The sequence below is a fragment of the Microcoleus sp. PH2017_35_SFW_U_B genome (assembly GCF_020737865.1).
Classification (GTDB): domain Bacteria; phylum Cyanobacteriota; class Cyanobacteriia; order Cyanobacteriales; family Microcoleaceae; genus Microcoleus.
On sequence record NZ_JAEQDE010000041.1, the window covers coordinates 1 to 13,487 of the forward strand.

Here is a 13,487-nt window from a genome sequence, read left to right on the forward strand (position 1 = left end):
CCCGAAACATCCCAGCGCAAGCGAGTGTCTTTACTGACAATCCAAGGTTTTTTGGGAATCGCGCAGGGTTTGAACAAAATGGTACATCGTAGATTTGTCAACAAGTGTACCACCTTGTCTATTTAATCGCTAGCTAGGTACTAGCTCAGCGCAAATCACTGGCTCTGTCTAAAATGAGTGTCACGTTTACTGATCGTAACCTAGTCCGGCAACTTTGTCGCGGCCGATCGCTCCCAAGGCAGTTCGGAAACGGCCAATTTAGGGGGTTTTAACGAATTTAGCGGATTTATAGCGATCGAACTCAATCCGAGAACGAGAAGTCAAGCATAAAGATTTTCCCCATCTCCCCATCTCCCCCTCTCGGCCTCTCCCCCTCTCCCACTCCTCCCCAACGGCACCGAATTACTTGTCGATTTGTAACAAAAGATTCCCAAAAGCGCCAATTTGTCTCAAATTGATGAAAGCTCGTGCCCGTAAAATGGAGTTTTCCTCATATGTCTTTAACAGATACCCAAGTCTACGTAGCGCTCGTAATTGCTTTGATTCCCGGAATCTTGGCTTTCCGGCTGTCAACAGAACTGTACAAGTAGTTTCGAGACACCAGTAGCGAACCGCACCGTCGCCTGTCCTCCTTAGTTAAATCTCGAAATTACAGACAATTGCTGTCATCGTGCAGTAGATTGTTTGTGGTCACGAAGACGAGACTGCAAGGGCAGGCATTTTTATTGGGAAATTCCGTCCTCAGCCGTCACCCAGTCTCAAAAATTTGGGCTGCGAGCACCCTGACAAACAGGGGCGGGTGTGCGTTAAACTCAGAATTTTCTGTGGTCAGCTCTAAAAAGTCAGTCTCAGGTATTTGAAAAAAAAATTATGCAAGCGATTCAACCTACCGTTACCCCACTACGTCCTGTAAAAACTCCCCCTCGGGTTACTCCTCGTCGCAGCAGCAGCCAGCGTTCCTACCCTCATCAAACGCTCGCCGCCGAAACAGGAGTCAAGTTAGCAGTTAATGTAGTTCTGTCAGTGTGTGCGACTTCTGCTTTGATTCAGCTTTGGCCCCACTACCGGGGAGTCCAAGAAAAGTTGCACGAAATCCAAGCTGAAGTGAATCTTACTCAAGCGCGAGTCGATAAGTCGCGATCGGACTTTAACCGCTATTTTGACCCCAGTCAGGCTAAAACTGTGATGCAAGAGCAAAGCAATCGAGCCGATCCCCAGCAACGCCCGGTGATTTTGCAGGAACCCGAAGCACCCGATTCTGAGGAATCTACGCTGCAACCTTAAATTGTCAGACAGCAACCTTAATCTGAAGATTGTTGTAGGATGTGCACCGCGCAGACAGAAGAGTGGACGAAGGGAATTCGCGCCTATACAAACAAAACCCCAGGAATGCGGGTTCAAGAAACAAGAGGGGGCGAATGGAATTCGCGCCTGTACAAACAAAACCCGCAGGAGTGCGGGTTGAAGAAAGGGTGGTTGAAATTACTTTATTGTCTTCCGTCGGCAGAGGCGGACATTGTTTGTCTGGGCGCGGTTTCAACCGCCGTCTTTGCGATCGCGGTTTTCTCTTTTAGTAGTTGCAGTGCAGCTTGATATTGTAAGTCGTCTTCAGTGCCAATTCGATCGCGCGCAATCGGTTCTAGCGGCACTGCGCGATCGGGCGAAATCCCCAATTTGTTAATATCCGTGTGGTTCGGTGTCTCGTACTTCGCAACAGTTACAGCCAACCCGGAACCGTCGGACAAATCAAACAGCGACTGAATCAGTCCTTTCCCGAAAGTCTTTTCGCCCACCAGTTGAGCTCTGCCGTTATCTTGCAGCGCACCCGCCAAAATTTCGCTAGCACTGGCCGTTCCCTTGTTCACCAAAACAATCAGCGGATCGCCAGTTAAGGCTTGTCCAGAAGCCTCAAAACTGCCGAGAATGCCTTGTCTGTTGACTGTGTAGACGATCGTCCCAGAATCGATCCACAGGCGCGCAATTTCAATCCCCGCTTGCAACAGCCCGCCCGGGTTGTTCCGCAAATCGAGAATGTAGGAGGCGGCGCCTTGTTTTTCCAAACGATCGATCGCATGGGCGACTTCTTCGGTGGCGTTAGCGCTGAATTGACTCAGGCGAATGTAGCCCAGCGGTAAATTGTCCGGCCCGGACTGCAATTCGGCATAAACCGGATTGAGAGCAATGCGATCGCGCACCAGCTCAATGTCTTCAGGAACCTCCCTTCCTTCGCGTCCCAAGGTCAAAGTAACAGGAGTGCCGATGCGGCCCCGCATTCGAGTTGCTGCTTCGTCCAGGCTCAATTCTGAGGTAGGAGTGCCGTCAATTTTCAAAATGCGATCGAGCGGTTGAATGCCGGCTTTATCCGCCGGCGAGCCCGCCAAAGGAGCCACTACTGTTAGGGTATTTGTCTCGGGGTCGATCGCAATTTGTAGCCCAACTCCCGTCAATTCTCCCGAAGTGTTGACCTGCAAACTGCGGTACTGTTCCGGTTTGAGCAGTCGAGTAAAAGGGTCGTCAAGATTTGCCAGCATCCCTTGAATCGCCGTGTAAGTCTGCTGTCTGTCGTTGAGCGGTTCCTTGACGGCTTTTTCGCGAATCGACCACCAGTTTTTCGAGTTGAAGGTGTCATCCACATAGGAACGATTGACAATGCGCCAAGCTTCGCTCAACAACTGCTGTTCTGGAGTTAGCGCCGCCGCCGGAAGAGCCCATGCGCCTAGAACCAGGACGACTTGGAGGAAGAAGATAATTGCTGTCTGGAAAACTCGTCTCTGCATGATTTTTTTGTCTCAAAGATAGGCAAGTATGGCATTTCCTGTATTTTAAGTTTGTAAGCTTTTAAGCTTTTGTGCAGTCAACTGTCCCGGAGACATTCAGGATTCATCATTGCCCAGCCGCGAACAAAAAATTAGTTAATTGTAACATTTAATCGCAAAATTAGTGAAGTTTTATCATGAATATTAAATTTTACCTCCCAGCCACCCTCTGGCGGACTCGGACTTTGCTCCTGGGCTGGGTTCTTGGCTGTATGCGAGCTTGGGGCGGATGTTGAGCTGGCAGAAAATGCTATTTGAGACGAAGGCAAAAGCATCGCTCCGTGAAATTTGTACAGCAATTATGTTACATTTTTTATCACAGTCTGGAATTCGATCGCGCAACGCCAGCGAGTAGGGCTCAGCTCTAGCTTGGTTTCCCAGTGCTCGCGGGCGATCGCACAAGAGATTTCCTTTCATGAGCTCCAAATTTAAAAATAGCCTCAGGCATTTGCTAGTAAAAGCCAACTGCTCGGCGCGGGGCGACAAAAAAACCTTGTGGCTGCTGAGAATGAACCTCAACCACAGCAATATTCTTTTAGGAATTCTGGCTCCATGTTTTCTAAACAAATCACCGACTCAAAAACCTTCCAGTGGTTTGATGAACGCCTGGAAATTCAGGCGATCGCAGACGACATCACTACAAAGTATGTACCTCCCCACGTCAACATCTTCTATTGCTTGGGCGGCATTACTCTAGTTTGTTTTCTAATCCAGTTTGCCACCGGCTTCGCCATGACTTTCTATTACCGTCCCACGGTAGCAGAAGCTTTTTCTTCAGTGCAATATCTGATGAATGAAGTCAACTTCGGCTGGCTGATCCGCTCCATCCACCGCTGGTCTGCCAGCATGATGGTACTGATGATGATTTTGCACACCTTCCGGGTTTACCTGACCGGCGGCTTCAAAAAGCCCCGCGAATTAACCTGGGTGACAGGAGTAATCTTGGCGGTTCTCACTGTTTCTTTCGGCGTGACCGGCTACTCTCTGCCTTGGGATCAAATCGGTTACTGGGCAGTTAAAATCGTTTCCGGCGTACCAGAAGCCATTCCCTTTGTCGGTTCTACACTGGTAGAACTGCTTCGCGGCGGTGTCAGCGTCGGTCAAGGCACTTTGACTCGTTACTACAGCTTGCACACTTTTGTGTTGCCTTGGCTGATTATCGTCTTCATGCTGGCTCACTTCTTGATGATTCGCAAGCAAGGCATTTCTGGCCCATTGTAAATTTTGAGTTGTGGGGGAGGTATTTTTTTGCCCCCCTGCGGAATTTTGGGTTGAAAATTCAGAATTCATCTCTCATCAGAAAATTGGGTTTGAAACCCCGTCCTTCCAGGACGGCTTTACAAATCTTTCAGTATAATTAAGGTGGTCCTTGACCCACCCGAGACGATGGATTCAGACAGCCTAACGAGCGAAGTCCAGTAAAACTGGTGGCGCAGACAAATCGGTAGACCGGGAAAAGAGGATAGGGCAATGGACAGTCCACCCCTAGAATCAACCAAAAAAATGAGAACTCCTTTTTTGGATTTCGACACACAAGAACCGCAAGGCTTGCGGGGATAGTCTGTGGAGCGAACGTAAGGCCATAAACTCGCGCCTAGGGTGGAGGCAGTTGCGATGAAGCAGAAACCTAAATCGTGAGGTTTAGGAATCACCGTCCGTTTTACGGCGGTGAGGATGTCAAGATATTTATTACGGTCAATACTTCGTGCGATCGCCCCGCTGATTCGGACTAACGAATACAGCGGAATGCCAGGCCCGGGCAAAACTAAAAGGAGAACACTCTCACTATGTCTATTATCAAAAAACCAGATTTGAGCGATCCAGAGCTACGCGCTAAGCTCGCTAAGGGCATGGGTCACAACTATTACGGCGAACCAGCTTGGCCCAATGACTTGCTCTACGTTTTCCCAATTGTGATCATGGGAACGATTTCTCTGTGCGTCGGCTTGGCTGTACTAGACCCGGCTATGATTGGCGAACCTGCCAATCCTTTTGCTACTCCGCTAGAAATTCTTCCGGAATGGTATTTGTGGCCTGTGTTCCAACTCCTGCGCGTTTTGCCTAACAAATTGTTGGGTATTGCTTGCATGGCCGGTGTTCCAGTTGGCTTGATTTTGATTCCGTTCATCGAGAATGTTAACAAGTTCCAAAATCCGTTCCGCCGCCCTGTTGCTACTACAGTCTTCCTTTTTGGAACTGCGGTAACTCTGTGGTTGGGTATTGGTGCTATTTTCCCGATCGACAAATCTTTCACGCTGGGTCTGTTCTAAGATTTAAGTTTGTTTGATTTTGACGCCCGCGGGTTTCCGATAAAGTGCTTTTGTACTGCTAGGAAACTTTCGCGGGCGTCATTTTATTTGGGATTTTAGACTTTAAACAGATCGATATAAAAAATACCAATTTTACATGAAGTTGCATAGAATAAAATATGTCATTTTCGATCTAGATGATACACTTTGTGATTATCAGAAAGCTAAAAAAAATGCAATCAGTCTTGTTAATCGAGTTCTTGAATCATCTGGCATAGATGTTAATCAATTTTGGAATAGTTATAGCTTGATAGAGCCTACCTTGTTCCGACAGTTTGTTAAGGGAATTATTTCTAGGGACGAGTATAGGTTGCGTCGCTATGCTGATGTTATACCAGGCGAACGCGAAAATCGTTTAGCGTTTTCTTCAGCACTAAATGATATTTATATGAAAGAGGCAAATCACGGAATAACATTATTTGATGATGTTATTCCATCGCTAAAAGATTTACGAAAAAAAGAAATTAATACCGCTATTCTTACAAATGGACCTTCCGACGGACAAAGGGACAAAATCAAGGCATTAAAATTAGAGGAATATATTAACAAAATCTATATTAGTGAAGAAATTGGTTTTGGCAAACCTAGCTCTAAAGTTTTTAAATTTGTTATAGATGATTTAAATATAGAACCATCACAAGTGTTAATGGTTGGTGACTCAATCGAAGACGATATCGAAGGGGCTAAGCAGCTTAAAATTAAAACAGTTTTAGTCGATCGAGAAGGAAAATATTTTGACTATAAAGGCACAAAAATTTTCGATCTATCAAGTTTGAAAGAGATGTTTGATAGCAATTTAATATGAAGCTGCCTCGAATAAAGATTCAAAAATTAAATTGTAAGAAGATAGCGAACAAATTTATTCAGGTGTGATTTGTTGCAGAACAAGATTCAGTCGTTCATGCAATTCCACAAGTGTCAGAAATACTTCTCCCTTGAGCGGTGCGACTGTTTTTTAGTTGTTGCTCGCTTGCTCTGTGCACTTTCTACGATCGCCAGAATCAGTGTGCCATAACTCATGACCTCTCAACAGTATCTTTATTCTATAGCCTTTCAAGCTCTCATATGAGGTACTCATGGGCATGGGGCATAGAGCATGGGGCATAGGGCATAAGACTAGCGGGCATACCTCACTTTTTTGAGAAAGGCTATATCTAACTTGATGTAAAATTGGTATAACTATATATCTGTTTCTTAATGTTTAGAGAAATCTTCCGGTTTTACCCAAGGGCAAACGGCATAAATATTAAGTTAACTATCGATCGATGCCGCTCGTACTAATCAATCAAAGACAATTGATTTTAAAGTTTAGCAACTTTTAGCAAAAAGTATCTTAATTATGACGAACCTAAATTTAGAAGGTGTCTTCTCATCATTTATGAACCCGGCACTGCATGAGTTTCAGACTTGGACTTTGGAAAATCCGACAGAAAGCCTCAGCAAAACGTTCCTGCCGATAATCAGTCTTATAGAGGGTTTAATTGCCAACGAACCCACCTATTTGCCAATAAAACGGCTGGCTTTCGGGGCTAATTTTTGCTGCGCGGGACAAGTCGTGATGGGAGAATTTGCAACACTCGAAGAAGCACTCACATCGCCTCAGGCGCGCGGATGGCGGCTGGGTACTTCTGTGCTCGATGCCGATCTCTCCCCCAACCAAGATGTCGGCGGTAGGAACCTTTTCCTGCTGTCTTTGTCCGATCGCGAACCAGACGGTAGCAGCAACCACGCAGCATTCCGAAGCTGTATGCAAAAGTATCTTTTCAACAGCGCCACAACCGATCGCCAAGAAGACGAAATCAGCAGGCGGTTGCTCGATCGCCTAGCATCAGATTATACCGAGATGCCGCACGGTGCGGGGGGAACATTTTTTACCGATGTCAGGCGCGGTTGGATGGGATTTTTAGTTCCATACCTGCACTACGTAATTTTTGGGATTAACCCAGATGACAAGTCTGCGATCGAACTTCTCACCGATTTACATTACATCCGCCAAAGCCCAGCGCACTACTTCGCCGTCGCGGGCAGCCTGCTGCAAAGCCTGAACCTGTTTGGACACGGGGATTTGTCGGCTTTAATCGAGCGCGCGGCGACTATCTACGAAAATTCTCCTGCCCTAGCCGACTTCGAGGTGAGCTCGGAAAACAACGGCATGACTAGGCGGGAATTGGCAAAGCTGATGACAGCAATTATGGGGATAGCGGGACTGCAAGGCCCCCTGCACCTAGGCTACACAGCTATGGGATACCGCCCTCTCCCGGCGTATAAAGGAACACAGACGGCTCAAATTAATCCGACTGAGTTTTGGGACGATCTCGATTTGGACGATCGCCAGTCGATCGAGCTTTTCCTGTTGGAATGCGGGCGCCTCTGGGCTCCCGTCAGCGCCACCCACCGAGTCGCGACAGAGCCATTTACCGCCACGGTAGGGGGCAGACAGCGCACTTTTCCCGCCGGAACCAAGGTACTGATACCGCTCAGTTTGGGGCATCTAGACGCGAGTTTCTGGGGTTCTACGGTGTACGAATTCAACGCTAAGCGCGAGAATTTGTGCCCTTATCATATGGGTTTTCATTCGGTGGGCGATCGGAGTGCGGGACGGATTTGCCCAGCTAAAGATATCGCACTGAAGATGCTGGTGGATGTCATTAGTACCGTTGGTAAAGTTCGGCGATCGTAACAGGCAAGATGCCTGTTCCACAACACATCAAATTGCTTGTGGAGTGGGCGTCCCGCCCGCCCTTAAAAAACACGCAAGATGCCTGTTCCACAACACATCAAATTGCTTGTAAAGTGGGCGTCCCGCCCGCCCTTAAAAAACACGCAAGATGCCTGTTACACAACGAACTCAAGGGGGTATATAACCAGAGACTAAATCACAATTTTTTAGAGGTTAAATAATACCATGTTAATTGAAACAAAGAAACTAAAAGACATCGCAACCTGGATGAAAGCAGAACATCCACCGGAGTTTCCAGAAGCCCTGCAAGGTATCTTCTTTATGGACGGGAATATTTTGCCAGACTATTGTCTGACGATGTACAATTCAGAATGGAATCCTGGCCAACGAACATTATTGCTGCGGATTTATGAACCAGTTGTCTGGACATTTCATTCATCAATGGCGGGACGGATGTTACTTTATGCCGTCAAATTTTCTCGCTTCAGCTACTTGTTTCGCTTCTCAGATGCAACTTTGCAGCACGGGCACATCACGCCGATCGCGTTTGGATTGTCTGTACCGCCGTGGATTATGGATTTTTTGATCGATCGCGATCCGAACACTCCCAATGGGGATATCTGGGATCGCAGAAACTCGTTTTTCGGCAGAGCTCCTGAAAAAGGCTATACACTCCGCAGAGTTGTAAACAAAGATAGCAGCCCCACAGCAGCATTTCCTGATTTTCTGTCGAAAGTTGGCAGTGATTGTTTAATTATTGCTCAAGATTGAAAATATTTAGGACAACTTAGGTACGTAGTTGCGCTTCAGCGCTCTTTATAAGATTAGCAAAGAGCGCTGAAGCGCAACTACATACATTGATCGGCTATACTTTTCGTAGTTTTATATTTCCTATCCTGACTATAAAACCACGCTGATTCAAGAAAATATGTGGGGGTTAAGCTATGGTGGATAGTTTATCAATTCCAGAAGATTATAATATTTTCCTGCGGGAACTGAAAGAACGCATCCGCAATGCTCAAGTACGGGCAGCAGTTTCTGTTAACCGAGAATTAGTGTTGCTTTATTGGCAAATTGGACAGGATATTTTAAATCGGCAACAGCAGCAAGGATGGGGTACTAAAGTTATAGACACTTTGGCTGCTGACTTGCAAAAAGCTTTTCCTGAGATGAAGGGTTTTTCATCTCGCAATCTGAAATATATGAGGAGTTTTGCGGAAACTTACCCAGATTTTGAATTTGTGCAGCAGGTTGTTGCACAAATTCCTTGGGGCCATAATATCCGCATTTTGGATAGTGTGAAAGATGGGGTTGAGCGCGAGTGGTACATTCGCCAAACTATCGAGCAAGGATGGAGTCGAAATGTGTTAGTTCATCAGATAGAAAGTAGACTATACCGGCGGCAAGGGAAAGCTGATACTAATTTCTCTCGCACTCTGCCAAATCCTCAATCAGAACTGGCTCAACAGTTATTTAAAGACCCTTATAATTTTGAGTTTCTCAGTTTAGGTAAAGCAGCAAAAGAGCGCGATTTAGAGCAGGCTTTGATTGAACGTATCCGCGATTTTTTGCTGGAGTTGGGGGTAGGGTTTGCTTTTGTCGGGAGTCAGTATCACCTGGAGGTTGAAGGGGAAGATTTTTATATTGATTTATTATTTTATCATTTACGTTTGCGTTGTTTTGTGGTAATTGACTTGAAAGTGGAAGCGTTTAAGCCGGAATTTTCGGGAAAGATGAGTTTTTACGTTTCGGCTGTGGATGATTTACTCAAACACCGGGACGATATGCCGACTATTGGGATGATTTTATGCAAGAATAAAAAGCAGAAGATTGTGGAATATTCTTTGCGAGACATGAATAAGGCGATCGGGGTTTCGACTTATCAATTGCGGGAGACTTTACCGGAACAGTTACAGGGGAGTTTGCCGACTTTTGAGCAGTTGGAAGCTGAGTTAGAAGCGGTAGATGTGGAGATTGAGGAGGAGTTATGACAAAAACAATGGAATAATTGACGAGATGGCATTCGACAACATTTAACAGCACATTCCGACACTACGATCGCCCGAGTCACAGCAAAATTCCCGGAAAATAACCGAAATGGCGATCGCCATCTATGACATAGGTTTGTGTACAATCTAAAAAAACCTACGACAAAACTTGTGCATTCTATCAATTAAAATGAAACCAAAAAGTTCACTAACTCCTATTGCCACTAAAATCAAGAAATGGGTTCAAACAGCCAAGGAACTTGAAAAAACTCGATTTGCTATATCCATAACCAGACTGACAAGTATCAAAAGTTTGTGTACCGATCGAGTTGCGGCCGAAAAATTTGCGCTGTACATTTCTCAGCGAGTACAACACGAGATGAATCAAGCTACTTGTCCCGAACACTATACCGAGGAAGAATGGGAACAGCACAAACAGGTAATAGCTGAAGGAATCGCCAAAATGGAAATTCACCTGGAAAATCCTAGTAATGAAGGCGAGCAATCTATCCGTAAGTTATTGAGAACAATTAATAGCCTACAAGGAGACGATCGTCGTAATGTTGCCTGGGGAACAGTACATTTTGTCCGCAGTGGAAATTTACTAAAATTAGACTATGCACTGCGTTGTTTCACAGACAACGATTTTCCTTATTGGATCTATAAACTAGCTAAAGAATACGTAGAAAGTTATGCCCCGGAGTATGGTTCAGGTATAACTCCTAAATCTGTACCGATGTTGTTAGAAGTAGCAGAATTTTGGTGTCAGTATTATTTCTCTCAAAGTTTGAGTGAGAAATTTCCTGGTTTTGCCTAAAAGAGGATCCAGAGGATGACGTTTTGTACTCCACTGTCACGAACTCAGCAATACCAAGAGTCACTGCTAAAAACAACAAAACCTTCTCGTTTGAGAAGGTTTTATCACGATCTTTATCACAATCGGAGCGGCGGGATTTGAACCCACGACCCCTACTACCCCAAAGTAGTGCGCTACCAAGCTGCGCTACGCCCCGACAGCTTTAACAGCTTAGCATAGAATCTCAGAAAAAGTCAAAAAACTTTTAAAACTTTGGTTGCCTGCACCAAACTCGGAACCGCAGCCGCCGGCCAAAAACCCTCGCACCTCCTACCAGCATTCAAGATCAACTGCACGCTGTAAGCTTCGGGATAGCCTTCTAACTGCACCCACAACAAGTCGCTTTCGGCTTCAATGGCGATTTTTTCCTCGTCCATTAACTCAGAGGCCATTTGACTCATTGTGGCGGCTAATTGTCCCAACAACCGGCAAAAATCGTTTAACTCGGCTTCGGTGAGTTCGATCGCCCAACCTTCCCCAGCCACCAAACCCTGAAACTCTTCTGCGTTTGGGTTCCATCCCAAACGCCAGCCCGCACCAGTCTTAATTACACGTTCCATCTGGCGATTTTAGATTTTGGATTTTGGATTTTAGATTGATTAGGTGATTTTATGGCTTATATCATGTCCAGTCGATTACGATAACAACAACGGTTCGTAGTGCGGACTTCAGTCCGCTCTCCCGCTGCGGACTGAAGTCCGCACTACGAACCAATCTGTTTATGCCGAAAAGACGCGTTACACCAGGCAGATTAGCCAAAAACCCGGTTTCTAGGCCTCCTTCAAGCTTACGGTGTCAGCAACTTTGCATCTCCCGGCTGTGGCTGCGGTATTTCCGGGGAAGTCGATCGCCCTTTTGGTGTTTCGCCCGCCGCCGGTGTGCGCGATGGCCCCGAATTCTCGGTAAAAACATCAACCAAAGCTTGAACCAAAGCATCCCGCTGTTTTCTATTTAAACTTTGAATAGCAGCGCGATCGCGTTCCATCGGATTTTCTCGCAAAACATCTTTTCCCGGATACACGCCTTCCACCAAATAATCGGGAGTCGCCCCCAGATAGTCAGCTAAACTCAACTTCCAATCAAAACGGTAATTCGGCGGCCGTCCTTTGACAAACACATGATATCTAATCAAGCGCCCAACTAAAGTATTGTTGGGATCTACTTTGCCGGTTTCCTTAGAAATGTAGTTATTCTCGATCGGCAAATCCGGCACTTTTTCATACACCAATTTCCACGCATCTTGCGCCCTCAATTGCTGTGGCGCCGATTGTTGAGCAACCAGTCCTCTAGACCCAGAACCACGCAGCAGCGAAGGTTCCAAAGCCGACACACTTAATTTACCCGATTCCAATACCCCACTCAAAAGCGTAAAAATCGCCACACTCAAAGTAACTAACAGAAAACTGAAGCCCAGCTTGAATTTCTTTTTCACGGTTTTGACAATAATTTCAATTCAAAAATAGAATAATTTCCTAAACTCACCTACCAGCCTATATCCTAATCTCTCATCTTAGGATTTACGAAAATCAACCCGGTTGGGAGCATCCCGATTTGGTAAAAAGCGTTTCTTCGCAGTGCGAGCGTCCCGCTCGCTTGCGTATATAGATGTAACTTGCTTGCGTATATAGATGTAACTTGGTCTCCGGCTAGCACTCGTTTGAAAGCTAAAAATAAACCGGATTTTTCTGCCAGTCGCGCCAGTCTGGTTGAAGAAAGTTTTGAGTTTTGAATTAACAAAAATTGTTGAAATTCACCACTCAAAACTCAAAACTCCCCAAGTCTAGATATCCCCGATAATTTCCGGCTGAGTGAGTTCGTCCGACATCTCAAATATCGCCCGCATCACAGGTTTCATCATTTGATGGTCGTCCATATTGTCAAAATCTTCATAGCGACGGCGTTTGGCGCGGTTCGCCACTTGCACCGTAATCCGATAGCGATTGGATGCAGCACCGATCAACTCTTCTGCCCGACGGGTTAGCTGAGTTGAATCGAAGGTTGGACGCTTAACCATGAGATTACCTACTTTATCTAATGTTACATTCTAGTCTAGTATGCGAAGATTCAAAATTACTAACTGAGTATCATTGCTTATGCAGGCAACAACAGCCTATTCCTTTGGTCACTTGCATCAGGTAAATTCTCATCCTCTCAAATTGGTTGCTTTCGGCGACAGTTTAATCTACGGTTTCGGCGACGGTGTAGGCGGGGGTTGGGTGGAAAGATTGCGGCGACAGTGGATGTTAACGGAGAGTGCAGGACACGTTTTATACAATTTGGGCGTTCGGGGCGATCGCACGTATCAAGTCGCCCAGCGCCTCGAAAACGAGTTTCGGCACCGGGGCGAGCTCAGAAACCGCGTCCCGGATGCCATCATACTGTCGGTAGGCCTCAACGATACGGCGAGAGTGCAATCGCCTACTGGGCGCAGTTATACTGATTTTGAACATTTTAAAACTGTTTTGGATAATTTGTTAAATTTATCGCAACAACTTTGTCCGGTGATATTTGTCGGGATGGTGCCGGTGGATGAAAGCAAAATGCCTTTTCAAGATTGTTTGTACTACAATCACGCTGACCAATATCGCTATAAAGAAGCCACAAAGTTAGCTTGTTTGGAACGGGGAATTCCCTATTTAGATATTTTTGATAAATGGATCGATCGCGGTAATATTTGGTGGCGTTCTTGTCTGACTTCGGATGGTCTCCATCCCAATGAAGTCGGTTATCAATGTTTATTTGAAGATGTGACAAGTTGGGAACCGCTACTCGCTATTAGTCATTAGTTATTAGTCTAGGTACGTAGTTGCGCTTTAGCGCTCTTTTCAATTAGTCATT

Annotated in this window: 15 protein-coding genes and 1 tRNA gene; 10 read left to right on the forward strand and 6 right to left on the reverse strand. The window is 45.8% G+C overall.

Features of this window, described 5'->3' with window-relative positions:
* Positions 1-494: 494 nt before the first annotated feature.
* The gene (gene psaM / locus JGK36_RS11485; protein ID WP_015174804.1) at positions 495-590 is read left to right on the forward strand and encodes a photosystem I reaction center subunit XII; all 96 of its coding nucleotides are present in this window, start codon (positions 495-497) and stop codon (positions 588-590) included.
* Positions 591-870: 280 nt separating this feature from the next.
* Positions 871-1,284 (forward strand): hypothetical protein, encoded by a 414-nt coding sequence (locus JGK36_RS11490; RefSeq protein ID WP_293187236.1) that lies wholly within the window; start codon positions 871-873, stop codon positions 1,282-1,284.
* Between the two features lie 203 nt (positions 1,285-1,487).
* On the opposite strand, the gene ctpA is transcribed toward JGK36_RS11490, so the two are convergent.
* Together ctpA and JGK36_RS11500 are read right to left on the reverse strand one after the other, a co-directional pair.
* Complete coding sequence (gene ctpA, locus JGK36_RS11495) at positions 1,488-2,777, reverse strand: carboxyl-terminal processing protease CtpA (RefSeq protein ID WP_293195996.1); 1,290 nt, start codon at positions 2,775-2,777, stop codon at positions 1,488-1,490.
* A 183-nt stretch (positions 2,778-2,960) separates the two neighbouring features.
* The gene (locus tag JGK36_RS11500) at positions 2,961-3,233 is read right to left on the reverse strand and encodes a hypothetical protein (RefSeq protein ID WP_293175028.1); all 273 of its coding nucleotides are present in this window, start codon (positions 3,231-3,233) and stop codon (positions 2,961-2,963) included.
* Positions 3,234-3,368: 135 nt separating this feature from the next.
* Here JGK36_RS11500 and petB point away from each other — a divergent pair, with 135 nt between their 5' ends.
* The 7 genes from petB (at position 3,369) to JGK36_RS11535 (ending at position 10,610) form a co-directional block, all read left to right on the forward strand.
* Entirely contained in the window at positions 3,369-4,037 is a 669-nt protein-coding gene (gene petB / locus JGK36_RS11505; protein WP_293175031.1) for a cytochrome b6, read from the forward strand.
* 566 nt (positions 4,038-4,603) lie between these two features.
* On the forward strand, positions 4,604-5,086 hold the full coding sequence (gene petD, locus JGK36_RS11510) for a cytochrome b6-f complex subunit IV (RefSeq protein WP_293175034.1): 483 nt from the start codon (positions 4,604-4,606) through the stop codon (positions 5,084-5,086).
* A 136-nt stretch (positions 5,087-5,222) separates the two neighbouring features.
* Positions 5,223-5,930 carry an HAD family hydrolase gene (locus JGK36_RS11515; protein ID WP_293175037.1) on the forward strand — a complete coding sequence of 236 codons (708 nt, stop codon included), beginning with the start codon at positions 5,223-5,225 and terminating at the stop codon, positions 5,928-5,930.
* A gap of 534 nt (positions 5,931-6,464) precedes the next feature.
* Positions 6,465-7,805: a cytochrome 450 gene (locus JGK36_RS11520; protein WP_293195994.1), complete on the forward strand. Its 1,341-nt coding sequence runs from the start codon at positions 6,465-6,467 to the stop codon at positions 7,803-7,805.
* 225 nt (positions 7,806-8,030) lie between these two features.
* A complete protein-coding gene (locus tag JGK36_RS11525; RefSeq protein ID WP_293175043.1) occupies positions 8,031-8,576 on the forward strand; it encodes a hypothetical protein in 546 nt (181 codons plus the stop codon).
* Between the two features lie 173 nt (positions 8,577-8,749).
* A complete protein-coding gene (locus JGK36_RS11530) occupies positions 8,750-9,796 on the forward strand; it encodes a PDDEXK nuclease domain-containing protein (RefSeq protein WP_293175046.1) in 1,047 nt (348 codons plus the stop codon).
* Positions 9,797-9,983: 187 nt separating this feature from the next.
* Positions 9,984-10,610, forward strand: a complete 627-nt coding sequence (locus JGK36_RS11535; protein ID WP_293191806.1) for a hypothetical protein — start codon at positions 9,984-9,986, stop codon at positions 10,608-10,610.
* A 122-nt stretch (positions 10,611-10,732) separates the two neighbouring features.
* Here JGK36_RS11535 and JGK36_RS11540 read toward each other — a convergent pair.
* The 4 genes from JGK36_RS11540 to JGK36_RS11555 form a co-directional block, all read right to left on the reverse strand.
* A tRNA-Pro gene (locus tag JGK36_RS11540) sits at positions 10,733-10,806 on the reverse strand.
* Positions 10,807-10,843: 37 nt separating this feature from the next.
* Positions 10,844-11,209: a DUF1818 family protein gene (locus tag JGK36_RS11545; protein WP_293195992.1), complete on the reverse strand. Its 366-nt coding sequence runs from the start codon at positions 11,207-11,209 to the stop codon at positions 10,844-10,846.
* Positions 11,210-11,436: 227 nt separating this feature from the next.
* Positions 11,437-12,081, reverse strand: a complete 645-nt coding sequence (locus tag JGK36_RS11550) for a hypothetical protein (protein WP_293175085.1) — start codon at positions 12,079-12,081, stop codon at positions 11,437-11,439.
* Between the two features lie 348 nt (positions 12,082-12,429).
* Entirely contained in the window at positions 12,430-12,663 is a 234-nt protein-coding gene (locus JGK36_RS11555) for a DNA-directed RNA polymerase subunit omega (protein ID WP_293175087.1), read from the reverse strand.
* Positions 12,664-12,742: 79 nt separating this feature from the next.
* Between JGK36_RS11555 and JGK36_RS11560 the strand changes: the two genes are divergently transcribed.
* Entirely contained in the window at positions 12,743-13,435 is a 693-nt protein-coding gene (locus JGK36_RS11560; RefSeq protein WP_293175089.1) for a GDSL-type esterase/lipase family protein, read from the forward strand.
* Positions 13,436-13,487 lie beyond the last annotated feature (52 nt).

Excerpts from the sequence above, each read along its gene's own strand:
- psaM (WP_015174804.1), top strand. The coding sequence starts at position 495 with ATGTCTTTAACAGATACCCAAGTCTACGTAGCGCTCGTAATTGCTTTG.
- JGK36_RS11490 (WP_293187236.1), top strand. The coding sequence starts at position 871 with ATGCAAGCGATTCAACCTACCGTTACCCCACTACGTCCTGTAAAAACT.
- ctpA (WP_293195996.1), bottom strand. The coding sequence starts at position 2,777 with ATGCAGAGACGAGTTTTCCAGACAGCAATTATCTTCTTCCTCCAAGTC.
- JGK36_RS11500 (WP_293175028.1), bottom strand. The coding sequence starts at position 3,233 with ATGAAAGGAAATCTCTTGTGCGATCGCCCGCGAGCACTGGGAAACCAA.
- petB (WP_293175031.1), top strand. The coding sequence starts at position 3,369 with ATGTTTTCTAAACAAATCACCGACTCAAAAACCTTCCAGTGGTTTGAT.
- petD (WP_293175034.1), top strand. The coding sequence starts at position 4,604 with ATGTCTATTATCAAAAAACCAGATTTGAGCGATCCAGAGCTACGCGCT.
- JGK36_RS11515 (WP_293175037.1), top strand. The coding sequence starts at position 5,223 with ATGAAGTTGCATAGAATAAAATATGTCATTTTCGATCTAGATGATACA.
- JGK36_RS11520 (WP_293195994.1), top strand. The coding sequence starts at position 6,465 with ATGACGAACCTAAATTTAGAAGGTGTCTTCTCATCATTTATGAACCCG.
- JGK36_RS11525 (WP_293175043.1), top strand. The coding sequence starts at position 8,031 with ATGTTAATTGAAACAAAGAAACTAAAAGACATCGCAACCTGGATGAAA.
- JGK36_RS11530 (WP_293175046.1), top strand. The coding sequence starts at position 8,750 with ATGGTGGATAGTTTATCAATTCCAGAAGATTATAATATTTTCCTGCGG.
- JGK36_RS11535 (WP_293191806.1), top strand. The coding sequence starts at position 9,984 with ATGAAACCAAAAAGTTCACTAACTCCTATTGCCACTAAAATCAAGAAA.
- JGK36_RS11545 (WP_293195992.1), bottom strand. The coding sequence starts at position 11,209 with ATGGAACGTGTAATTAAGACTGGTGCGGGCTGGCGTTTGGGATGGAAC.
- JGK36_RS11555 (WP_293175087.1), bottom strand. The coding sequence starts at position 12,663 with ATGGTTAAGCGTCCAACCTTCGATTCAACTCAGCTAACCCGTCGGGCA.
- JGK36_RS11560 (WP_293175089.1), top strand. The coding sequence starts at position 12,743 with ATGCAGGCAACAACAGCCTATTCCTTTGGTCACTTGCATCAGGTAAAT.